Origin of the sequence: Mesorhizobium sp. M0152, from assembly GCF_040322415.1 — a bacterium.
Lineage (GTDB): Bacteria > Pseudomonadota > Alphaproteobacteria > Rhizobiales > Rhizobiaceae > Mesorhizobium.
Window position 1 is genome coordinate 1 of sequence record NZ_JAMYTH010000028.1, and the last position, 20,428, is coordinate 20,428.

General features: G+C 64.0%; 22 protein-coding genes and 1 riboswitch. Of the genes, 6 read left to right on the forward strand and 16 right to left on the reverse strand.

Going from position 1 to position 20,428, the window contains the following annotated elements; genetic code table 11:
• Positions 1 to 1,342, forward strand: a 1,342-nt coding sequence (locus NKJ26_RS23855) for a glycine cleavage T C-terminal barrel domain-containing protein (RefSeq protein WP_352697533.1), incomplete at its 5' end; no start/stop codon positions are given.
• 150 nt (positions 1,343 to 1,492) lie between these two features.
• Here the strand turns inward: NKJ26_RS23855 and NKJ26_RS23860 are convergent.
• The 7 genes from NKJ26_RS23860 to NKJ26_RS23890 all read right to left on the reverse strand — a co-directional run bounded on the left by NKJ26_RS23860 (position 1,493) and on the right by NKJ26_RS23890 (position 8,279).
• Positions 1,493 to 2,080 (reverse strand): NAD(P)H-dependent oxidoreductase, encoded by a 588-nt coding sequence (locus NKJ26_RS23860; RefSeq protein ID WP_352597919.1) that lies wholly within the window; start codon positions 2,078 to 2,080, stop codon positions 1,493 to 1,495.
• Complete coding sequence (locus tag NKJ26_RS23865; RefSeq protein WP_352597918.1) at positions 2,080 to 2,661, reverse strand: NAD(P)H-dependent oxidoreductase; 582 nt, start codon at positions 2,659 to 2,661, stop codon at positions 2,080 to 2,082. The genes NKJ26_RS23860 and NKJ26_RS23865 overlap by 1 nt, the downstream gene beginning before the upstream one ends.
• Before the next feature lie 40 nt (positions 2,662 to 2,701).
• Positions 2,702 to 4,105, reverse strand: a complete 1,404-nt coding sequence (locus tag NKJ26_RS23870) for an FAD-binding oxidoreductase (RefSeq protein WP_352697637.1) — start codon at positions 4,103 to 4,105, stop codon at positions 2,702 to 2,704.
• Positions 4,105 to 5,415, reverse strand: coding sequence for a cytosine deaminase (locus NKJ26_RS23875; protein WP_352597917.1), 1,311 nt, complete (start codon positions 5,413 to 5,415; stop codon positions 4,105 to 4,107). The genes NKJ26_RS23870 and NKJ26_RS23875 overlap by 1 nt, the downstream gene beginning before the upstream one ends.
• A 178-nt stretch (positions 5,416 to 5,593) precedes the next feature.
• Positions 5,594 to 6,445: an ABC transporter permease gene (locus NKJ26_RS23880; RefSeq protein ID WP_352597916.1), complete on the reverse strand. Its 852-nt coding sequence runs from the start codon at positions 6,443 to 6,445 to the stop codon at positions 5,594 to 5,596.
• The gene (locus NKJ26_RS23885) at positions 6,432 to 7,262 is read right to left on the reverse strand and encodes an ABC transporter ATP-binding protein (RefSeq protein WP_352697535.1); all 831 of its coding nucleotides are present in this window, start codon (positions 7,260 to 7,262) and stop codon (positions 6,432 to 6,434) included. Before NKJ26_RS23885 ends, NKJ26_RS23880 begins: the two co-directional genes overlap by 14 nt.
• Positions 7,263 to 7,274: 12 nt before the next feature.
• The gene (locus NKJ26_RS23890; protein WP_352697537.1) at positions 7,275 to 8,279 is read right to left on the reverse strand and encodes an ABC transporter substrate-binding protein; all 1,005 of its coding nucleotides are present in this window, start codon (positions 8,277 to 8,279) and stop codon (positions 7,275 to 7,277) included.
• Between the two features lie 267 nt (positions 8,280 to 8,546).
• Here NKJ26_RS23890 and NKJ26_RS23895 point away from each other — a divergent pair, with 267 nt between their 5' ends.
• Positions 8,547 to 8,930: a RidA family protein gene (locus NKJ26_RS23895; protein WP_352597913.1), complete on the forward strand. Its 384-nt coding sequence runs from the start codon at positions 8,547 to 8,549 to the stop codon at positions 8,928 to 8,930.
• A gap of 225 nt (positions 8,931 to 9,155) precedes the next feature.
• Complete coding sequence (locus NKJ26_RS23900; RefSeq protein ID WP_352697539.1) at positions 9,156 to 9,959, forward strand: creatininase family protein; 804 nt, start codon at positions 9,156 to 9,158, stop codon at positions 9,957 to 9,959.
• A 182-nt stretch (positions 9,960 to 10,141) separates the two neighbouring features.
• Here NKJ26_RS23900 and NKJ26_RS23905 read toward each other — a convergent pair whose 3' ends face one another.
• Positions 10,142 to 10,651 (reverse strand): tyrosine phosphatase family protein, encoded by a 510-nt coding sequence (locus NKJ26_RS23905; protein ID WP_352697540.1) that lies wholly within the window; start codon positions 10,649 to 10,651, stop codon positions 10,142 to 10,144.
• Entirely contained in the window at positions 10,648 to 11,697 is a 1,050-nt protein-coding gene (cobD, locus tag NKJ26_RS23910) for a threonine-phosphate decarboxylase CobD (RefSeq protein ID WP_352697542.1), read from the reverse strand. The genes NKJ26_RS23905 and cobD overlap by 4 nt, the downstream gene beginning before the upstream one ends.
• Here cobD and cbiB point away from each other — a divergent pair.
• Entirely contained in the window at positions 11,696 to 12,664 is a 969-nt protein-coding gene (cbiB, locus tag NKJ26_RS23915; protein WP_352697544.1) for an adenosylcobinamide-phosphate synthase CbiB, read from the forward strand. The genes cobD and cbiB overlap by 2 nt on opposite strands.
• A 334-nt stretch (positions 12,665 to 12,998) precedes the next feature.
• On the opposite strand, the gene cobO is transcribed toward cbiB, so the two are convergent.
• The 5 genes from cobO to NKJ26_RS23940 all read right to left on the reverse strand — a co-directional run bounded on the left by cobO (position 12,999) and on the right by NKJ26_RS23940 (position 16,743).
• A complete protein-coding gene (gene cobO, locus NKJ26_RS23920; RefSeq protein WP_352697546.1) occupies positions 12,999 to 13,613 on the reverse strand; it encodes a cob(I)yrinic acid a,c-diamide adenosyltransferase in 615 nt (204 codons plus the stop codon).
• Between the two features lies 1 nt (position 13,614).
• Entirely contained in the window at positions 13,615 to 14,130 is a 516-nt protein-coding gene (cobU, locus tag NKJ26_RS23925; protein WP_352697548.1) for a bifunctional adenosylcobinamide kinase/adenosylcobinamide-phosphate guanylyltransferase, read from the reverse strand.
• Positions 14,123 to 14,920, reverse strand: a complete 798-nt coding sequence (locus NKJ26_RS23930; protein WP_352697550.1) for a CbtA family protein — start codon at positions 14,918 to 14,920, stop codon at positions 14,123 to 14,125. The genes cobU and NKJ26_RS23930 overlap by 8 nt, the downstream gene beginning before the upstream one ends.
• Positions 14,921 to 14,935: 15 nt before the next feature.
• Entirely contained in the window at positions 14,936 to 15,115 is a 180-nt protein-coding gene (locus NKJ26_RS23935; protein ID WP_027026005.1) for a CbtB domain-containing protein, read from the reverse strand.
• A 36-nt stretch (positions 15,116 to 15,151) separates the two neighbouring features.
• Positions 15,152 to 15,350, reverse strand: a riboswitch (cobalamin riboswitch).
• A 193-nt stretch (positions 15,351 to 15,543) separates the two neighbouring features.
• On the reverse strand, positions 15,544 to 16,743 hold the full coding sequence (locus tag NKJ26_RS23940; protein WP_352697552.1) for an MFS transporter: 1,200 nt from the start codon (positions 16,741 to 16,743) through the stop codon (positions 15,544 to 15,546).
• 215 nt (positions 16,744 to 16,958) lie between these two features.
• On the opposite strand from NKJ26_RS23940, the gene NKJ26_RS23945 reads away from it, so the two are divergent.
• Both NKJ26_RS23945 and NKJ26_RS23950 read left to right on the forward strand, forming a co-directional pair.
• Positions 16,959 to 17,957 (forward strand): heparan-alpha-glucosaminide N-acetyltransferase, encoded by a 999-nt coding sequence (locus NKJ26_RS23945; RefSeq protein WP_352697554.1) that lies wholly within the window; start codon positions 16,959 to 16,961, stop codon positions 17,955 to 17,957.
• Positions 17,954 to 18,430, forward strand: coding sequence for a methyltransferase family protein (locus NKJ26_RS23950; RefSeq protein ID WP_352597903.1), 477 nt, complete (start codon positions 17,954 to 17,956; stop codon positions 18,428 to 18,430). Before NKJ26_RS23945 ends, NKJ26_RS23950 begins: the two co-directional genes overlap by 4 nt.
• A 6-nt stretch (positions 18,431 to 18,436) precedes the next feature.
• On the opposite strand, the gene NKJ26_RS23955 is transcribed toward NKJ26_RS23950, so the two are convergent.
• Entirely contained in the window at positions 18,437 to 18,823 is a 387-nt protein-coding gene (locus NKJ26_RS23955; protein WP_006203215.1) for a MerR family transcriptional regulator, read from the reverse strand.
• Positions 18,824 to 18,966: 143 nt separating this feature from the next.
• Positions 18,967 to 20,385 (reverse strand): magnesium transporter, encoded by a 1,419-nt coding sequence (gene mgtE, locus NKJ26_RS23960; protein ID WP_352597902.1) that lies wholly within the window; start codon positions 20,383 to 20,385, stop codon positions 18,967 to 18,969.
• Between the last annotated feature and the right edge of the window lie 43 nt (positions 20,386 to 20,428).

Below are 20,428 nucleotides of genomic sequence, written 5' to 3' on the forward strand. Positions count from 1 at the left end.
GATCAACGATGGCGAGGCGCCTTTCGACCTGTGGGAAGTCGACATCCGCCGCGCCCAGCCGTTCCAGAAGAACCGCCGTTACCTCAAGGAGCGTGTCTCGGAAACGCTCGGCCTGCTCTATGCCGACCACTTCCCCTATCGCCAGATGGCGACGTCGCGCAACATCAGGCGCTCACCCCTGCATGAGCAACTCAAGGCGCGCGGCGCCGTGTTCGGCGAAGTCGCCGGCTGGGAGCGCGCCAACTGGTTCGCCCGCGAAGGACAGGAGCGCGAATACCGCTATTCCTGGAAGCGGCAGAACTGGTTCGACAACCAGCGCGAGGAACACCTTGCGGTCAGGAACAAGGTCGGCCTGTTCGACATGACCTCGTTCGGCAAGATCCGGGTCGAGGGCCGAGACGCCTGTGCTTTCCTGCAAAGGCTCTGCGCCAACGACATGGACGTCGCGCCGGGCAAGATCCTCTACACGCAGATGCTCAACCAGCGCGGCGGCATCGAAAGCGACCTCACCGTGTCGCGCCTTTCGGATACGGCCTACTTCCTGGTCGTACCCGGTGCCACGCTGCAACGTGATCTAGCCTGGCTGCGCCGGCATGTCGGCGAGGAGTTCGTCGTCATCACCGATGTGACGGCGGCGGAAGCCGTGCTGTGCCTGATGGGCCCGGATGCGCGAAAGCTGATCCGGAAGGTCAGTCCCAACGATTTCTCCAACGAGAAAAATCCGTTCGGCACGTTCCAGGAGATCGAGATCGGCATGGGCCTCGCCCGTGCCCACCGCGTCACCTATGTCGGCGAACTCGGCTGGGAACTCTACGTCTCGACCGAGCAGGCGGCCCATGTCTTCGAGGCGATCGACGAGGCTGGCGCCGATGTCGGCCTGAAGCTCTGCGGCCTGCACACGCTGGATTCCTGCCGCATCGAAAAGGCCTTTCGGCATTTCGGACACGACATAACCGACGAAGACAATGTGCTGGAGGCGGGCCTCGGTTTCGCGGTGAAGACGGCCAAGGGCGATTTCATCGGCCGCGACGCGGTGTTGAAAAAGAAGGAAACCGGATTGAGCCGCCGGTTGGTCCAGTTCCGGCTGAAAGACCCGCAACCGCTGCTCTTCCACAACGAAGCGATCCTGCGCGACGGCAAGATCGTCGGCCCGATCACATCGGGCAATTACGGCCATTACCTCGGCGGCGCGGTCGGGCTCGGCTATATCGAGTGCCGGGGCGAGAGCGAGGCGGAGGTGCTGGCTTCATCCTATGAGATCGAGATCGCCGGCGAGCGCTTCGCCGCCGAAGCATCGCTGAAGCCGATGTACGATCCGAAGGCGGAGCGGACGAGGATGTAGCGCCTTCTTACCCTCCCCCTTGTGGGGAGGGTCGGCTCGCAGTCGGAGCGAAGCGGAGATTGCGAGCCGGGGTGGGGGTGCGCCCTACGAGACCCCCACCCCGATCCGCTAGGCGGATCGACCCTCCCCACAAGGGGGAGGGTAAGGAACTCAAAACCTTTCCAGCTTCGCCCGCACCTTCGCCAGAAACGCGGCCCTCGTCCGCGGCGTCGACGCATCCATCAGATAGTGCGCCAGGAAGAACGTCCGGCAGCGCGTGGCGCACAGCGCCCGCATGCCGCGCAGCAAGGTCTTGCGTCCCGGCTGGCCGACGATAACGCTCCACCAGGTCGGCGCGCCGCAGGTGGTGATGACGCCGACCTTGGTCACATGCCGCATCAGCGACTTGATCCGCCCCTTGCCGGCCGGCAGCTTAAAGGCGACGTCCGTCGCCCACACCCGGTCGAGCCAGCCCTTCAGCATCGCCGGCAGCCCATACCACCAGGTCGGATAGACGAAGAGGATCGCTTCGGCCCAGATGAGCAGCTCGAAATGCGGCTTCAATCCCGGGTCCTGCGGTGCCTGGTTGTTGTACGTGCGCCGCTCCTCGCAACTCATCACCGGGTCGAATTTCTCGGCATAGAGGTCTAGCAGGCGCACCTCCCAGCCTCTCGCCTTCAGCGTCTCGACCGCAATGTCGCGGATTGCGGCGCAAAAACTATCCGGCACCGGATGGCAGTAGACCACCAGCGCGCGCATCAGAATCTGTCCATGCTGGCCGTGACCTTGGCCAAGAACGCCTCGCGCGTCTCGTCGGTCGAAAGGTTCATCGAATAATGCGCCAGATAGGAAACGGAAGCGCCCGGCTTTACGGTGGCGCGCAGCATGCGCTTGATCAGTTTGCGCGGCGGGTCCCCCATCAGCATGGCGCGGAACCGGCTTCCGCCGTAGGTGGTGACCGCTGCGACCTTGCGTACATTGTGCAGCGACGGCTGCACTTTGCCGTCGACCAGCTTGAACGACACGCCGGGCAGGAAAACGCGGTCGAAGAACCCTTTCAGGATTGCCGGAAAGCCGTAGTTCCAGACGGGATAGGAAAGCACCAGCGCATCGGCTCGCAGCAGCCGCTCGACATAGGGCGCCGCGGGGTCGGCTGAGCCGCGCGGATTGTGGTAGTCCAGCCGCTCCTGGCGCGCCAGCCGCGGGTCGAAATCCTCGGCATAGAGATCGCAGTCATCGACGGAGTGGCCCGCCGCCGTCAGCCGCTCGACGATCGTCCGGTGCAGGCCGGCATTGAAGCTGGTCTCCACGGGATGGGCGTAGAGGACGAGGATGTTCACAGGAGGACATCCTGGAGGGGGGCGTTCAAGCACAAACCTCTCATCCCGTCCTCTGCAGCCCTTTGAACAAAAAAGTCCGGCCGGAACGATAGTCGTAATCCGGGTTTTCCCAGGCGATCATCTTGCCGGGATTGAGCAATCCCTGCGGATCGGTCTCGCGCTTGAAAGCGAGCTGCACCGCATCCGTCTGCTTCATGCCGCCCTCCTCCAGCGTATAGCGATGCGGGTTGAAGATCGGGCAGCCATTCTCCTCGTGCAGGCGGATGATCTGGTCGAGCCGCGCCTCGGTGGTGAACTTGACCAGCGGCAGGCCGAAGCAGGTGATGTTGCCGTCCAGCCGCACGAATTCCAGATGCGAGAAGACTTCGCCGGGAAACATCGCGTCCATCTTTTCGACCAGCTTCAACTGGTTGGGAAAGGGATAGAGCGATTGCAGATAGGTGATCGAAGGATCAACGCGCAGCGCCCTGAGCGTGGTGTGGTTCCAGGCCAGCTCATAGGCAGGCGGCAGGCCTTTTTTCTCTTCCGGCGTCGCTGTAGCGGCGCTGAAAATGACCTCGCCGCCGGCGCGGCGGGTGAAGGCAAGGAAGGCATCCAGCCCATGCTGTGCCACCATGACGACGCAGATGCTCTGCCCCTCCCTGAAAAACTTCTGGTGCCGCTTGAAATAGAGCTGCGGCACGGGTGCGGCTATCGGCGTGATCAGCTTGGTCAGGATGCCGTCCTGGCAGGCGAGCGCATTGCCATAGCGGGCCGCGTCCATGAAAGCATCGAAGCCGACGATGACGTCGATCCAGTCATAGGCTGCGGTCAGCGGCATCTCGACTTCCGATATGATGCCATTGGTGCCGTACGCGTGGGTCACCTTGTGCAGATCCTCGCCGGTGAGTTCGAGCACCTTCGGCTCGGCTTCCATCGTTACTACACGCAGCCGCAGCACATTGCCGAAATCGCGCAGGCCGCCGAAATTGATCGAGCCGACGCCGCCCGAACCGCCGGCGATGAAGCCGCCGATCGAGGCCGTGTTGTAGGTGGAGGGCGACAGCCGCAATTCCTGGCCGGAATGCGCGCGCGTTGCGTTGTCTATATCGGCCAGCACCGCGCCCGGCCCGGTCACCACGCGCCCCGGCGCGATCGACTTGATCCCGTTCATCTCGGCGAGGTTGAGCACCACGCCGCCGGAGAGCGGCATCGCCTGGCCGTAATTGCCGGTGCCGCTGCCCCGCGGCGTTACAGGGACGGCATGCCGGTGGCAGGCGGCGAGCACGCGGATCAGTTCGGCCTCGTTCTTCGGCGTCACGATCAGATCGCCGGTGACATGATCGAGCTGCCGCTTCAGCACCGGGCTATACCAATAAAAGTCGCGGCTCTTCTGCTGGACGATCGCCGGATTGTCGTCGATCTTAAGGCCTTCGAGATCGCGCTTGAGCGCCGAAACGTCCATCATTCCACCATCAGTTCGTCGAGTTCTGCGTAGTCGGGCAGTTGGCGGTCGATCGCGCGTCCACCACGCACGACAATGCGATCCGATTCGGGCCGCGACAGCAATTCCGTCCAGCTCCGGCCCTTGAAGACGATGAAGTCGGCATCGCCGCCGGGGGCAAGCGTACCGAACCCGTCGAGCCGCATCACGCTCGCCGGCGTCGCGGTGATCGTTTGCGGCCAGTCCGCGACCGGATGATCGAAATGCAGGATGCGCGTCGCCATGCGGTAGACCTCGAGCATATCGAGATCGCCATAGGCATAGAAGGGGTCGCGCGTGTTGTCGGAAGCGACGGCGACCTGAATGCCGCGTGCCTTCATCTCGTGCAGCAGCGTCACGCCTCGCCAGCGTGGCGTGGTGCCGTCGCCGCGCCGGTCCTGCAAATAGAGGTTGCACATCGGCAGCGACACGACGGAGAGCCCGGCCTTCGCCACCTTGTCCAAGGTGTCGAGCACATTGAGATCCGGCTGGCGCGCCAGCGAGCAGCAGTGGCCGACCAGGATCTTTCCCTCGAAACCGTTCCAGAGCGACGCCTCGGCAATCTTCTTCAGAGAGATCGCGGAAACGTCGTCGGTCTCGTCGGCATGGAAATCGAGATCGAGGCCGTGCTTGATGGCTTGCGCGAAGACATGGTCGAGCAGCTCTTCAAGATCAGGCACCATATAGGTGACGACGCCAAGCACGCCCTTGGCGGCGGCGACCCGTTTTGCCAGCCTGTCGAACCACTTTTTGTCGCGCACGCCCTCGATGCCGATCAGGCAGGCGCCCTGCAACTCGACACGGCCGCGCCATCGATCGCGCATCGTCTCGAATACCGGCCAGGAGATTTCCTCCTGCGGCGCGACGCTGTCGAGATGGGTGCGCAGCGCCCGGGTGCCATGCGCGTAGGCGGAGCGCAGCGAGAAATCCATGCGCCGCGCCACGTCCTCGGCGCTCCAATGGGCAGTGCGGTCGGCCCCGGTGGCGTTCAGCGCACCCATGAAGGTGCCGTCGGGATTGGGCTTTCGCGGCCAGATATGGCCCTTGTCTATATGGGTGTGGCAGTCGACGAAGCACGGCAGGATGATGCGGCCAGCCAGGTCGATCGCATCGGCAGGCGCTTCCGATCGGCCATGTGCGGTGATGCTGGAGATCTTGCCGTCGGCGACTGCGATATCGGCAAGCGCGAAGCCATCGGAATCGAAGATGGCGGTCAGGCTGGGCGTCAGCGACGCGTGAACACGGATGTTGCCGAGTACGAACCGGCCGGAGTCCGGAATCTCGGAGCTCATCGCTGCCCCTCATCCGCCTGCCGGCACCTTCTCCCCGTATAGAGACGGGGAGAAGGGAAGCGCTCCAACGCTGACGACCCCCTCTCCCCGTCCCTATACGGGGAGAGGGTAAGGGTGAGGGGCGGCGCTAACGCCGGGAAAGATGAGAGGCAGCTTTTGCCTGCGGAAAAGGGCGTCATCACCGCTCCTGCTTCAGCGCGCTTTCGTGCCAGCGCCGCAGAATGAGATGTGAAATCAGCGACAGCACGAGGAAGATCAGGATGCCGGTGAGCGAGATCAGGAACAGCGCCGCGAACAGACGCGGCGCGTTGAGCCGGTAGCCGGCTTCGATGATGCGCGAGGCGAGCCCCGACGACTGGCCGGTGGTGCCGGCGACGAATTCGGCCACCACGGCGCCGATAAGCGACAGGCCGCCGGCGATCTTCAATCCGCCGAGGAAATACGGCATGGCTGCCGGCAATCTCAGATAGCGTAACTGCTGCCAGCGCGTCGCGCCATTGAGCTTGAACAGATCGCGCAAATTGCGGTCAACGGAGTTGAGGCCGAGCGTGGTGTTGGACAGGATCGGAAAGAAAGCGACGATCCAGGCGCAGAGCAGAAGCTTGGTCGTCTGGTTGTCGACATAGATGTTGATCAGCGGAAAGATCGCCACGATCGGCGTCACCTGCAGCACGATGGCGAACGGAAAGAACGACATCTCGACCCATTTCGACTGCGCGAACAGCACCGCCAGCCCGACCCCGCCAAAAACAGCAAGGAGCAGGCTGAGGAAGGTGATGCGCAAGGTCACCAGCAGCGCCGAGAACAGCAGGCCGGCATCGTTGTAGAGCGTCCACAGCACAACGCCGGGTCGAGGCAGGATGTATTGCGGAATCTCGTTCCACACGCAGATGCGGTCCCACAGCCAGATCGCCAGGATCATGATCGCCATCGGCAGCAGCCAGCGGCCGATCCGCTCAAACCGCTCCTGGCGCACACGGCGCGCTTCCTCGGGGTCGAGTTTGAGCGACCGCTCGTCAATGGCCGTCATGGTGCGAGCCTGCTGTTGAATTGATGGCATTGATCAGCACATCGGAGGCCTGTCGGCAGAGCGCTGCGTAGTCGGTAGAGGTGCGAAACGCCTCGTCGCGCGGATAGGAAGCCTTGATCGCGAGCTCATCGAACACCCTGCCCGGCCGCGCCGCCATGACGACCACGCGATTGGAAAGGAACACGCTTTCGAAGACGCTGTGGGTGACGAAGACGACGGTGAAGCGCTCGTCCTGCCACAGTTCAAGGAGATCGTTGTTGAGCTTGAAGCGCGTGATCTCGTCGAGCGCGGCGAACGGTTCGTCCATCAACAGCACGCGCGGCTTGGTCACCATGGCCCGCGCGATCGAGACGCGCATCTTCATGCCGCCCGACAGTTCGCGCGGCACCGCATCTTCGAAGCCGGTCAGGTGCACCCGCGCCAGCATCTGCGTCACCGCCGGCGCCGCCTGGGACCGGCTGATGCCTTTCAGCCTGAGCGGCAGCCAGACATTGTCGAAGACGCTGGCCCAGGGCAGCAGCGTCGGCTCCTGGAAGACGAAGCCGATGTTCGAGCGGTCGAGGGAGGCGCCGCCGCGCCAGTCGAGCACGCCGGAGGTCGGCGTGGAAAGGCCGGCAATCAGCCGCAGCGCCGTCGACTTGCCGCAGCCGGACGGTCCGAGCAGGCTGAGGAAATCGCCCTCCCGGATCGTCAGGTCGACGTCGCTCAGCGCCGTCACGCCGTTGGAAAAGACCTTGCCGACGCCACGCAGCGCCAGCAATGTCGGTGCGGCGTCCGACGCACTTGCAGGCGCTTGCGCCACTTTTTCCCGCATCATGCCGGGACCGGCCTATTTCTTCAGGTCCAGCCCAACGCCCTTGTTGATGAACGCCAGCGTGTAAGCCTTCTTGATGTCGATGCCTTCAGGCGTGACCTTGGCCTTGACCATCTTGTCGTAAAAGCTCTTGATCCGTTCGTCGGTCATGGCGCCGATGCCAAGCTTTTCGGTGTCGCCGGAATCGGCAAGGCCAAACTTTTTCATCTGCTCGATCGAGAAGGCGATCTGCTCGTCGCTCATGTCGGGATTGTCTTTCTTGATCATGTCGTTGGCGGCCTTGTTGTCGCCGTATAGATATTTGTACCAGCCCTTGGCCGAGCCATCGACGAAGCACTGGACCACCTCCGGCTTCTTGTCGATCGTGTCCTGCATTACCTCGATCGTGGTCGAATAGGTGTCCCAGCCATAGTCGGCCAGTAGGAACTGGTTCGGCACGAAGCCGCCCTCCTTCTTGACCGCGAACGGTTCCGACGTGACGTAGCCTTGCTGGATCGACTTCTTGTTGGCGAGGAAGGGAGCGGTGTTGTAGGTGTAAGGCGCGCGCTTGGCGGCGTCGAAGCCGAGTTCGATGACCATCCACTGGAAGAAGGTCTGCGCGCCCTCGTCGCCCAGAATGTACTGCTCGGCGTTCTTCAGGTCCTCCCATTTATCGAGCCCCTCGCCCGGATGGGACATGATGACCTGTGGGTCCTTCTGGAAATCGGCAGCCACCACGCGCATGGGGATGCCTTGCTGGACGGCGTCGAAGGCCGACAGCAGATTGCCGCCCATGTAGAAATCGATCTTGCCGGCCAGCAGCAACGGCCGGCCGCTGACCTGCGGGCCGCCCTGCATGATGGTGACGTCGAGGCCGCAGGCGGCGTAGGTGCGGTCCGCCACGGCCTGGTAATAGCCGCCATGCTCCGGCTCGGCCAACCAGTTGGTGCCGAAGGTGACTTTTTCATTCGCCGCGGCACCAAGCGTGCTCGCCGCAAGCAGAGCCACGACAGCCACCGAGATCTTCTGTTTTCCGTACATCGACACCACCACCCTTTGTTTGCTCCGGCGCGCCACGCGCCGGGCTCGACACCAAAGATTCAAGAAGCAAGACGCATGCCACCGGCGTTCTGGCGCCGGGACCGCCCGCCTGCACCACAGCCATCTGCGAAGCCGGAAAGGTCGTGCTGCACCAGAGGCATCGTGCCTATTTTTTGGACGCCTGTCCACAATCGCCCGGGCGACATGCACCGCATCTTGCGGGTGCAACCGATCCAGCCTTAGGCTGGCGCCAAACCGGAGATTGCCATGTTCAAGTTTCTCGTCCCGAAGTCGATCAAGCCGCCCTTTGCCCGCTACAGCCATGGCATCGAAGTGCCTGCCGGCAAGCGGCTGGTGCTGTGCTCGGGCCAAGTCGCCATCACGGCGGATGACCAGATACCCGGGGATGCCGGCCCACAGGCCGAGCTCTGTTTCGAGAACATCGCCGCGATCCTCGCCGAGGCCGGGCTGGGGCTTCGAGACATCGTTCGCATCAACGCCTATGTCACCGATCGCGCACATTTGCGGCCCTACATGGATGTCCGCGACCGGCTGTTTTCCAGCCCGGCGCCGGCCTCGACGCTTATGATCGTCTCCGGTTTCGCCCGGCCGGAGTTCAAGGTCGAGGTCGAGGTGATCGCGGCTGGGTGAGAAGGATAGCGACGAGCTACGACTCGGCAGAGCAATAGGCTAAGTTTATACGAAGGTTAGTGCTGCCCCTCATCCGCCTGCCCGTCCTCCGCAGCAACTGCGGAGGGTGGACCGGCACCTTCTCCCCGTATAGTGACGGGGAGAAGGAAGCGCTCCAACGCTGGCGATCCCCCTCTCCCCGTGAGGGGCAGCGCTGACGTAAGATCAGTTCCGTCGAGGCCCGAAATGAACGAACCAAAAAGACGCGTGTGGTGGGGCGACTACCGGACCACCGAATACGCCTCGGTCGACCCGGATGCGACGATCGCCGTGCTGCCGGTGGCGGCGATCGAGCAGCATGGGCCGCATCTGCCGGTCTCGACCGATACCTCGATCATGACCGGCATGCTCGACACGGTCATTTCGCGCCTGCCCGACGATCTCGACATCCGCATCCTGCCGGTCCAGGCGGTGGGCAAGTCGAACGAGCATCTTCACGCGCCGGGTACTCTTACCTTACCGGCAACGACGCTGGTCGAAGCCTGGACCGAGCTTGGCATGTCGATCGCGCGCGCCGGCGTGCGCAAGCTGATCGTCGTCAATTCGCATGGCGGCAACGAGGAGATCATGGGCATCGTCACGCGCGAATTGCGCGTGCGCGAAAAGATGCTGGCCGTGAAGACCAGCTGGCAACGCTTCGGCCGGCCGGCCGGCATGTATACCGACCTCGAGGACCGTCACGGCATCCATGGCGGCGATGTGGAGACGTCGCTGATGCTGCATTTCCGGCCGGACTTGGTCGACATGGGCAAGGCCGACGATTTCGTTTCCAACGTCGCCAAGACCGAGAAGGAATTCTCGCTGCTGCGCCACACCGGCACCCATGCCTTTGCCTGGATCGCCAGCGATCTCAACCCCAACGGCGTGGTCGGCGACGCAAGCATCGCAACGGCCGAAAAAGGCCGGCTGACCGCTGAATTTCAGGCGGACGGGTTCATCAGCCTGCTGCGGGATGTGCGCAAGGCGAAGCTCGCCGAATGGCTGAAATAACATAGTTGCCTGCCACAGATGCTCTGACCGTCAGGTGGCACATCGCGCCCTTCTGAAATTAGATTAGCGGAGCCGTTCTGACGAAGGCGGGAAGACTTCGGCCAATCGCCAGCGGTCGCATCAGTCTGCCCGAACGAACGATGGTTGGCGCCTGGCGGACGAATTGAAGTCGGGTCGAGCGACTAACTATCGATCTTCAGTTCGAACGGCGTGCCCTCGAAAGCGTCGGCGCCGCGCCCGATCGCTTCGATTGCCGCGATCATGCGGCCGTCGCGACCGAGCAGCGTGTCGGCTACCGCAATCAGCCGGGGATTGGGCGTCGCCGAAGGCGACAGCGTGCGCAGGGTCCGGGCCAGTTCGGCCTCGTCGCGGTTCGGCGCAAGTGCGGCGGCTATGATGTAGGCGGAAGCCGTCGAGCGGCTGATGCCGGCATAGCAATGCACGAGCATCGGCCTTGCCCGATCCCACCGGCGCGCGAAATCGAGCAGGTTACGGACATGTTCCTCGCCCGGCATGGTCATTCCGTCCTGCGCCGCCGCTATGTCGTGCATGACCAGATGCAGGTGGTTTTGCCTCGCGATCGAGACCGGCCGGACCACTTCCGTTCCGGCGGCGAGCAGCGACAGCATTCGCTCGGCGCCGGTCCTGGCCACCGTTTCCTCGATTTTCGCCAGCGAGCAAACATGGATCATCGTTTCCAACCCCTTGATTGATCCTCGCGCCGCGCCGCCCATTCGGCAAGCGCGGATTCGAGCCGCTGCCATTCCTCCTGACTCCCCGGCAGGCCGGCGCGCAGCGCATGCGGCCGGTCGGCGAAATGCCGAAGCAGGATGCCGCGCTCGCCAAGCGCCGAAAACAGACCGGCGGCGTTCGGCAGTTGGAGATGGCGGAACAAAGTGGTGCCGCCCGCGACAGGTACGCCGAAGCGACCGAACAGCCCGTCGAGCCGCGCCGATGCATCCGCCAGGGATGCCCGCATCGCGTCTTGCCAGCCGATGTCGGCAAGCGCGCGAATACCGTATTCCAGCGCCGGTCCGGCAACCGCCCATGGTCCGAATTGAGTCTCCAGCCGTTCGACCGTGGACCCATCGGAAAGCGCGAAGCCGAGCCGCAAGCCGGCCAGGCCGAAAAACTTGCCGAACGAGCGCAGCACGACGATGCCGCCCTGGCCGACATCGCCGGCAAGGCTGTGCTGGCGCGGACCGACATCCATGAACGCCTCGTCGACGACCAGCAGCCCGCCCTTGGCGCGCATTGCAGCGGCCAGCGCCAGCAGCCGGTCGCGCTCGATGACGCGCCCATCCGGGTTGTTGGGATTGACGATGACGGCAAGATCGGCTTGCGCCAGCGCCGCGAAGTCGCCGATCTCGGTCACTGCGTGCCCGGCGATCGCTGCTGCCCGCGCATGTTCGGCATAGGTCGGCCCCAGCACGAAGGCCTTGCCGGGCCTTACCAGCGATGCCACGCGCGGCAACAGGATCTGCGTGCCCGGTGCCGCCGCGACGTTGGCTGGCGAAGGCGCGCCATAGGTGCCGGCCGCGATCTCTGTCAGTTCACTCGCCCGCGTGGTTTCCGGCAGCCGCGACAGGGTGGTGGCGGGCAAATCGAAAAGCGGATAGGAGTGCGGATTGATACCGGTCGAGAGGTCGACGAAAGGCTGGGGGGCATCGGGGAACATCGCCCTTGCCCGGCCGAGACTTCCACCATGGTCCACCGCCGCCCCATCAAGAAGCTTCATGTCAGTCCTGATCGCTTTCCTGTCATTGGCCTTTGAATTCGTCCTGGGCTACCCGGACTGGCTGTTTCGCGCCATCGGTCATCCGGTGACGTGGTTCGGCAGGCTGATATCCTTTCTCGACCGCCGGCTCAACCGCGCCACCGATTCCGACGCGCTGCGTCGCCAACGGGGTGTCCAGACGCTGCTGGTTATCGTGCTGGTGCCGGCGGCGATTGGCCTCTGCGTGCAGATCCTGCTCTGGTTCATTCCCCTGGGATTCATCTTTGCCGCTCTTCTTGCAACCTCGCTTCTGTCGCAGAAGAGCCTCCACGAACATGTCGAGGCCGTCGCCGACGCGCTCGAGACCGGTGGCCTCGCCATGGGCCGCGTTGCCGTCTCGCGGATCGTGGGGCGCGATCCCGAAACGCTCGACAGGGCCGGCGTCTGCCGCGCGGCGATCGAGAGCCTTGCCGAGAATTTTTCCGACGGCATCGTCGCCCCCGCCTTCTGGATCGGCGTCGGCGGACTGGCCGGCGGCGCCGCCTACAAGGCGGCCAACACCGCCGATTCGATGATCGGCCACCGTACCCCGCGCCACGAGGCCTTCGGCCGGGCGGCGGCGCGCTTCGACGACCTGGTCAACCTGCCGGCGTCGCGGCTGACGGCCCTGCTGATCGTGCTGGCCGCTTTCCTGGTCAAGGGCGCAGATCCCCGCAATGCCTGGAACGCAGTGCGGCGCGACGCCAGGAAACACCGCTCGCCCAATGCCGGCTGGCCGGAAGCCGCGATGGCCGGCGCGCTCGGTCTCGCACTCGCCGGGCCGCGCAGCTATGGCGGCGTGCTTGTCGAGGACGTCTTCATGGGCGAAGGCGGCCGGCGCGAGGCCGACAGCGCCGACATAAGACGGGCGCTGAAACTCTATCGGACGGCGGATTATTTGTTGATTGCGCTGTTCGGCGTGGTTTCGGCGATCGCCATTCTGGCATGATCTCACCCCCTCGTGAGTTCTCTCACGAAGGGGAGGAAGGGAGCCGGGCTGCAACAGGTTCGCGCCTTTCCTCTCCCCCGTCGATCGGGGGAGAGGTGGCTCGGCGAAGCCGAGACGCAGTGGGGGTCGACGAGCTCGGCAGTCGCGTTTCTCGCACCCGCCGGGTTGCCCCTGCCTGTCTGCGGACCGCGCGTTCGATAACCGCCTTCCCCCAATCCGTCGCTGCTTCGCAGCGCCACCTTTCCCCCCCTCCGGAGGGAAAGGAAATGAGCCCCCTGGGAGCGTTTGGCGACCAGACTTGAATGCTCATCCACAAAAAAGGGGACAACAGCTCTCAAAACTCAATCCCTTGCTGTGCCTTCACGCCCGCCGAGAAATGATGCTTGGTCACGCCCATCTCGGTAACGAGATCGGCGGCTTCGACCAGCGCCGGCTTGGCGTTGCGGCCAGTCACGACGACATGTAGCCCCTCGCGACGGCCCCTGAGCGCGCTAACCACCTTGTCGAGATCGAGATAATCGTAGCGCAGCGCGATATTCAGCTCATCCAGCACCAGCAGGCTGATCGACGGATCGGCCATCAGCTCGAGCACCTTGCTCCACGCGGCTTCGGCCGCGGCTATGTCGCGCTTCAAGTCCTGCGTCTCCCAGGTGAAACCCTCGCCCATCGCGTGCCAGACGACGCGGTCGCCGAAGGCGGCGAAGGCGTCCTTCTCACCCGTATGCCATTTGCCCTTGATGAACTGGACGACGCCGACGCGCTTGCCATAGCCGAGCATTCTGAGCGCCAGGCCAAAGGCGGCTGTCGTCTTGCCTTTGCCCGGACCGGTATTGACGATGAGCAGCCCCTTCTCGATCGTCTTGGCCGCCACCTCGGCATCCTGCACCGCCTTGCGCTTGGCCATCTTGGCGCGGTGGCGTTCTTCGTCCTTTTCGTCGATATCGGTCATCTCATTTCACCTTGAGCGGCAGCCCCGCTACCATCAGCAGCACCGTATCGGCGACTGCGGCAACCTGCTGGTTGAGCCGGCCTGCCGCATCGCGAAAGCGGCGCGCCAGTGCGTTGTCCGGCACGATGCCTTGGCCGACCTCGTTTGAAACCACGAACCATGGCCCGCGCGGCCGCGACAGCACATCAGCCAGCCGCCGGCATTCCAGCTCGAGGTCATGTTCGGCCAGCATATGGTTGGTCAGCCACAGCGTCAGGCAGTCGACCAGCACCGGCTGATTATCAGGCAATGCCGCCAGTGCGCCTGCGAGATCGAGCGGCGCATCGATCGTCGCCCAGCATTCGCCGCGCCGCGAGCGGTGCAGCGCGATGCGTTCGCGCATCTCGTCATCATAGGCTTGCGCGGTGGCGATATAGGCCCATGGCGAGGGCAGCGCCGTCATGAGCGTTTCGGCATGCGCGCTCTTGCCGGAGCGCGCACCGCCGATAATGAAGGTCAGCTTGCCGCGATCAGGCAAAGCTGTCGCGCAGGCTGGTCGCGGTGCCGGTAAAGCGGCCGCGCACCACGCCGACGACGGCGCCGAGCACCACCCAGAACACCAGATTGGTCACCGTCACCGCCACCACAAACTGGTGGTGCAACCCCTCTGGGATCGCCGTGTCGTAGCTGTCGGGCTGCGGCGCGCCGACGATATGCGGCGCCACCATCAAGGCCACGGCGAGGATCGCCAGCGGCAGCGACTTGCGGAAGGCGATCAGGCCAAGGCCGGTCGCGGTGGCCGCCACCGTTGCCCACCACCAGATCTGGCGTTGGGTGAGGTCGGCGGCCGGAATGGCCGGCAGTTCCGGCGGCAGGCCTAGGCCCGGCGCCAGCGTGAACACGGCAAAGCCGGCCAGGCCCCAGAACACGCCCCGGCGCCAATTGCCGATGCCGCCGGCGAATTCGGAAACCGCGACCAGGATCAGCGCGAAGCCGATGCCGGTGACGATATTGGCAAGCACGCTGAAGGCGAAACGTTCGAAACCGTCGGCCGGCGCCCAGCCTTCGTCTTCCGCGACCGGAGCAGCAGATTCCGCAGGCGCGGCCGTGCTCATTGCATTTCCCGCCGGGGCGGCGGAGCCCATGGCGTTGGTGTCCGTTGCAGCCGGCGCGGCATCGTCGTGGTGATGACCGCCGCCAGCCTGTTCGTAGACTTCCGCCTTCAGGATCAGCGGCACGGTGGCATAGGCCTGCATGCAGGCGAGAACGACGCCGGCCACGAGCCCTGCGATCGCCGCGATGAACACGACGTTGCGAAACAGGTTCATGATGTCAAATCCCTATCAGTGGCAGGGAAACGCCATCGAATGACGATAATCGTGGGCGGCATTGTGGACCGCATCGATATGCGAGAAGCCGACGAAGCCCATCACGAAAAGGCCGAGGAATCCAGCGAGAGCGAGCTGCATCAAGCGGGACTGCGAGGAAACGGAGGCGCCGAGCGAGACGGAAGCGGTATTCATGTCATGTCCTTTCGCCCTCCACCCGAGGGCATAGAAGTCAGTTTCCTGTCGCCGGCAGGTCTCCTGGCTCGCGGATCAACGCCCTTCCCCACCTTCCCGAAGAAAAAATCTTCAGTGGCATATGGAGAGGACTACCGCACACAGTTGCGGGGGCAGCCACGGCGTTGGGCGACAAGTCAGCCCGCACCGCATTCCCTCTTGGCTCCAAAATGGAACCGACGACATCGGCGACTATAGGCAGAATCGCCGCCTCCGGCAAACCAAATTCCGCCGGCAACTATTGCGAATGCGGCGTGCCGGCCGGGGATCGCCGACGGCGCTCAATGCGCCACAAAGCGGGCGTGCTGATGCCCGAAGAATATGAATTGCACCGCTTCCACAACTGGGTGCGCGAGCGCCACGCAGGGCTTTCACCCCAGCCCTGATCCTCACAGCGACTTCGGCAGATACCGCCAGGTCACGAAGCCGCAAACCGCGGCCAGCAGGCCGAGCGTGACGAACACCGAGCCCAGCCCGAAGAACGCCAGCACCACTGAATAGACCAGCGGCGGCGTCAGCTCGGAAAAATCGAGATAGGTGCGGTAGACCGCAGCCATCTGCGACCGCTCGTAGGACCGCACCGAGCGCATGAAGGCGGTCGAGCCCAGCGCGTCGAGCGCGATGGTGAACAACGCGCCGCAGAGCAGGAAAGCGCCGGTGAGCAGCGGTGCGCTCTCGCCGACCGCGCCTGCCGCCAACAACATGGCCGACATCGCGAAATAGGCAAAAGTCATGGTCCGCCGACCGCCGAAGCGCTTGCCCGCTCTGCCCCAGAAGATAGCCATGAACAAGAGCGCGTTACCGGCCGAAACCAGCAGGCCGCCGGCCAGCTTGCCCTCGCCGGTGATGACCATGAACAGCGGCCCATAGACAAAGAACGTCGTCCAGAAGCAGGAACGGCCGAAGGCGATCAGCCAGGCGAGCCTCAATCTGGGTTGCGCGACGAAGCGGCCGATATTGGCGAGCGGATTGACCGGGCGCGTCTTGCCCGGGCGGATCGACGGGTTGTCGCCCAGCCGATAGGTCCAGAACAGCGCCAGCAGGGCCGTCGCGAATACCGCCACCGCGCCATGCGCGGCATAGATGCCGAAGCGTGTGTAAAGAAAAATGCCAAGCGTCGGCCCGCCCGTCCAGGCGAACATCGACCACGCCATGCGCAGCGATTCCGCCTGCATGAAGTCGGTCTTGCGGATGTGGTCCATGATGTAGAGGTTGAGCGTGATCGACAGCGCGCTGGCGCCCATGACGCGGCAAAGCATGCCGGCCAATTGTCCGGCAAGCGTATGGGTAACGAAGAACAGCGAGCCGATGGCGAGCAGGCAGGCGCCGGCGGTATAGACCCAGCGCCGGGCAAAGCGGCGGATCAGCATCGGCATGAACAATGTCACCGACAGCCCAAGCAGCGCCACGACAGTGTAGAGGATCGAGACGATCTGCTCGTTGTGGAGGATTTCGTAGGCCTGGATCGGGATGACGCTCGACACCGTGGCGCGGGCAAAGGATTCGACGGCGTAGAGCGAGGCGAAGGTGCGCGCATCCGCAGCCTTGAGAGCGGGAAGCCAGATCGGATGACGCACATGGGTGGACATTGCTTCCTCAAAGCAGAATCACCGACCAAATCTGGCGTGGCGATTGCCATCCCAATAAGAGGAAACCGACGCGCGGCCGGCAAAAGCGAAGTCGGCCAAAGGCTTCCCGGCGCTGGCCTAAAGCAGCGCCTGACGCGGTGGCGACGCGCCCGGCCTTCTTCTGTCCGGTGCAACCGTGATAATCCTCCAGCGGGGCTGAATCAGATCGCGAGACCATGAGTATCCAAACGCCGACCGCACCCGTTCCGGAGCAATCAAAGCGCATCGCCGCCATCGATATCTTGCGCGGCATCGCGCTCCTCGCCATGGCGAGCTATCATTTCACCTGGGACCTGGAGTTCTTCGGCTACACCGATCCCGGCCTCACCGCCTTCGGCTGGTGGAAGCTCTACGCGCGCTGCATCGCCTCGACCTTCCTGTTCCTGGTCGGCGTCAGCCTGTATCTCGCCCATGGCAGAAAGATCCGCTGGAACGGCTTCTGGCGGCGGTTCGCCATGGTCGCCGGCGCCGCGATCGCCATCTCGGTCGTCACCCGCATCGCCACGCCTGACGGCTTCATCTTTTTCGGCATATTGCACGAGATCGCGCTCGCCAGCCTGCTCGGCCTGGCGTTCCTGCGCCTGCCGGCCCTGCTGACGCTTGCCGCTGCCGCACTGGTCGTCGCGGCGCCCGTCTATCTGCGTTTCGAGGCTTTGGACCACCCCTTCCTGTGGTGGATCGGTCTTTCCACAATCAATCCGCGCTCCAACGACTACGTGCCGCTGTTCCCATGGTTCGGCGCCGTGCTTGCGGGCATCGCGGTGGCGAAGTTCGCCTCCACCTCGGGCCTGCGGGCGCGCCTGGCGGGCCTTGCGCCCGGCCGCTGGGCCAATCCCCTGGTCTTCATCGGCCGGCACAGCCTGGCCTTCTACCTGATCCACCAGCCGCTGCTGATCGGCAGCGTCTGGCTGTTCTCGCAAGTCATGCCGGCCAAGGTCGAAACCCCGCAGGTGAACTTCCTGAAAACCTGCCAGATATCGTGCGAGCAGTCGCGCGACAGCAAGTTCTGTTCGAGCTACTGTGGCTGTATGCTGGATACGCTGGAAGGCGAGGCCACGCTTGATCGGCTCTACAACAACGACCAGACCGCGCAGTGGCGGCAGCATCTCAGCGATCTTGCCAGCACCTGTACGGCGCAGACCGACGACAAGATGACGGAGGGAGGGCCACAATGACCGACAGCCAGCCGAAGCCGGGAGTGATACCGTGGCCGCCGCTGATCTATATCGCCGCAATCGCCATCAGCATTGTCCTCGGCATGCTCTATCCCCTGCCATGGATCGGCGATCTCCTGGGCGACATCCTGTTCGCCGCCGGCTGGGTGGCGCTGCTGGCCGTCGCGGCACTCTGGTTCACCGCCATCCGCACCATGGTCCGGGCCAGGACGACGCTCAATCCCAACGCCGTACCCGATCACCTCGTCACGACGGGCCCCTTCGGCATCACCCGCAATCCGATGTACCTCGCCAACACGCTGCTGTTGATCGGCGTCGGCTTTGTCTCGGGGATAGCCTGGTTCCTTCCGCTTGCCTTCGTCGCCGCCTTCGCCACGCAGAAGGTCGCCATCGAGCGCGAGGAAAAGGTGCTGGCGGCGAAGTTCGGCAAGAGATACCGGGATTACGCCAAAAGAGTGCGACGCTGGATTTGAGCAGCGTCAGGTGTTGACGCCGAGTTCCACCAACCGCTCGACGCAGGATTCTTCCGCCTGGTCGAGCTCGGCCAACGTCTCCTCGAGGTCGCGGCGCTTTTGCCTGAGATCCTCGCGCTTTTCCTCTATGCGCTTGATCATCAGCTTGAGCTGGCCGACCTCGCCCGGCGGCTCCTTGTACATCTGGATGATTTCGCGGATCTCGTTGATCGAGAAGCCGAGCCGCTTTCCCCGCATGATCTGGCGGATGAGGTGGCGGTCGGACGGGCGAAACAGCCGGGTTCGGCCACGCCGCACCGGCTGCACCAGTCCCTCGTCCTCGTAGAAGCGCAGCGTCCGCGTCGACACGTCGAATTCGCGGGTCAGTTCGGTGATCGAATAATATTCCCGCATTGTGACCCCATAGCCGAGTTCGACGCGATTGCCGGCCAAGCAGCCCTACCCGTTCCCGGGTCGGACCATCTGGCCGGAATCGGCCAATGATCCCTGTTCCATGAACCTCGCATGGCATTTACGTAAAAGTCAATTGAGGCCGTTCACCTGACGCCGAACCACCAGCTTGCAAGGCCGAGGAAAGCAAAAAAGCCGACGACATCGGTAACCGTGGTGACGAAGACCGCCGAGGCGACCGCGGGGTCGACCTTGAAGCGGTCGAGCAGCAGCGGGATCAGGATTCCGGCCAGTGCCGCGACGAACATGTTGATGATCATCGCCGCCGCGATGATGCCGCCCAGATTGGGATCGCGGAACCAGGCCGCCGCGACGATGCCGATCAGGATGGCGAAGACGATGCCGTTGATGAAGCCGACGCCCATCTCGCGGCGGATGATGCGGCCGGCATTGTAGATGTCGAGATCCCTGGTCGCCAGCGCCCGCACGGTGACGGTCATGGTCTGCGAGCCGGCATTGCCGCCCATGCCGGCCACGATCGGCATCAGCACGGCGAGCGCCACGATATGTTCGATCGTGCGGTCGAACAGGCCGATCACCGACGCCGCCAGGAATGCGGTCAGGAGATTGATCAGCAGCCAGGGAACGCGCGAACGCGAGGTCGAGAAGATGCTGTCGGAAAGCTCTTCGTCGCCGACGCCGCCCATGCGCAGCAGATCTTCTTCGGCTTCCTGCTGGATGACGTCGACGACGTCGTCGATGGTCAGCACCCCGACCAGGCGCTCGTTCTCGTCGACGACGGCGGCCGACAGGAGATCGTATTGTTCGAATTCCCGCGCGGCCTCTTCCTGGTCCATGGTGGCCGGAATGGCGTGGCGCGTTTCGTGCATGACCTCCCCGACCTTGACCGCGCGCCTGGCGCGCAGGATCTGGTCGAGATCGATGGCGCCGAGCAGCTTGAAGCTGGGGTCGATGACGAAGATCTGGCTGAAGCGATCGGGGAGGTTCTTGTCCTCGCGCATGTAGTCTATGGTCTGGCCGATCGTCCAGAACGCAGGCACCGCGACGAATTCCGTCTGCATGCGCCGCCCGGCGGTCTCTTCGGGATAGTCGAGCGAACGGCGCAGCCTGATCCGCTCGGTGAACGGCAGCTGCGACAGGATCTCGTCCTGGTCTTCCTTTTCAAGGTCTTCGAGGATGTAGACGGCGTCGTCGGAATCGAGCTCCTGCACCGCCTGCGCGATCTGAGCGTTGGGCAGGTGATCGACGATCTCCATGCGGATCGCCTCGTCGACCTCGGTCAGCGCGGAAAAGTCGAAATCGGAGCCGAGCAGTTCGACCAGGGCGCGGCGCTGTTCGGGATGCAGCGCCTCGATCAGGTCGCCGAGCTCCGACTGGTGCAGGTCGTCGACCTCGCGCTTGAGCGCGGGCGTGTCGCGGTCGGCGATCGCAGCGCCGATCTCAGCAAGGAAAGACGAACGAACGGCACCGTCCTCGCCGTAGATGTCGGCGTGGTGCTCGTCGGCCGCCTTGGCGGAGGTCGTCTGCTTGTCCTGGCCTTCCACCAGCGCCTCCCGCAACAAGAATCCCGGAAAAGGTGCCTGTCAG

Bases quoted from the DNA above. Each gene is read 5' to 3' on its own strand.
- NKJ26_RS23875 (WP_352597917.1), bottom strand. From the start codon at position 5,415: ATGAGCTCCGAGATTCCGGACTCCGGCCGGTTCGTACTCGGCAACATC.
- NKJ26_RS23930 (WP_352697550.1), bottom strand. From the start codon at position 14,920: ATGAACCTGTTTCGCAACGTCGTGTTCATCGCGGCGATCGCAGGGCTC.
- cbiB (WP_352697544.1), top strand. From the start codon at position 11,696: ATGTCAGTCCTGATCGCTTTCCTGTCATTGGCCTTTGAATTCGTCCTG.
- cobO (WP_352697546.1), bottom strand. From the start codon at position 13,613: ATGACCGATATCGACGAAAAGGACGAAGAACGCCACCGCGCCAAGATG.
- NKJ26_RS23860 (WP_352597919.1), bottom strand. From the start codon at position 2,080: ATGCGCGCGCTGGTGGTCTACTGCCATCCGGTGCCGGATAGTTTTTGC.
- NKJ26_RS23900 (WP_352697539.1), top strand. From the start codon at position 9,156: ATGAACGAACCAAAAAGACGCGTGTGGTGGGGCGACTACCGGACCACC.
- NKJ26_RS23940 (WP_352697552.1), bottom strand. From the start codon at position 16,743: ATGTCCACCCATGTGCGTCATCCGATCTGGCTTCCCGCTCTCAAGGCT.
- NKJ26_RS23885 (WP_352697535.1), bottom strand. From the start codon at position 7,262: ATGATGCGGGAAAAAGTGGCGCAAGCGCCTGCAAGTGCGTCGGACGCC.
- NKJ26_RS23935 (WP_027026005.1), bottom strand. From the start codon at position 15,115: ATGAATACCGCTTCCGTCTCGCTCGGCGCCTCCGTTTCCTCGCAGTCC.
- NKJ26_RS23950 (WP_352597903.1), top strand. From the start codon at position 17,954: ATGACCGACAGCCAGCCGAAGCCGGGAGTGATACCGTGGCCGCCGCTG.
- NKJ26_RS23880 (WP_352597916.1), bottom strand. From the start codon at position 6,445: ATGACGGCCATTGACGAGCGGTCGCTCAAACTCGACCCCGAGGAAGCG.
- NKJ26_RS23955 (WP_006203215.1), bottom strand. From the start codon at position 18,823: ATGCGGGAATATTATTCGATCACCGAACTGACCCGCGAATTCGACGTG.
- NKJ26_RS23945 (WP_352697554.1), top strand. From the start codon at position 16,959: ATGAGTATCCAAACGCCGACCGCACCCGTTCCGGAGCAATCAAAGCGC.
- NKJ26_RS23870 (WP_352697637.1), bottom strand. From the start codon at position 4,105: ATGGACGTTTCGGCGCTCAAGCGCGATCTCGAAGGCCTTAAGATCGAC.
- cobD (WP_352697542.1), bottom strand. From the start codon at position 11,697: ATGAAGCTTCTTGATGGGGCGGCGGTGGACCATGGTGGAAGTCTCGGC.
- NKJ26_RS23890 (WP_352697537.1), bottom strand. From the start codon at position 8,279: ATGTACGGAAAACAGAAGATCTCGGTGGCTGTCGTGGCTCTGCTTGCG.
- NKJ26_RS23905 (WP_352697540.1), bottom strand. From the start codon at position 10,651: ATGATCCATGTTTGCTCGCTGGCGAAAATCGAGGAAACGGTGGCCAGG.
- NKJ26_RS23895 (WP_352597913.1), top strand. From the start codon at position 8,547: ATGTTCAAGTTTCTCGTCCCGAAGTCGATCAAGCCGCCCTTTGCCCGC.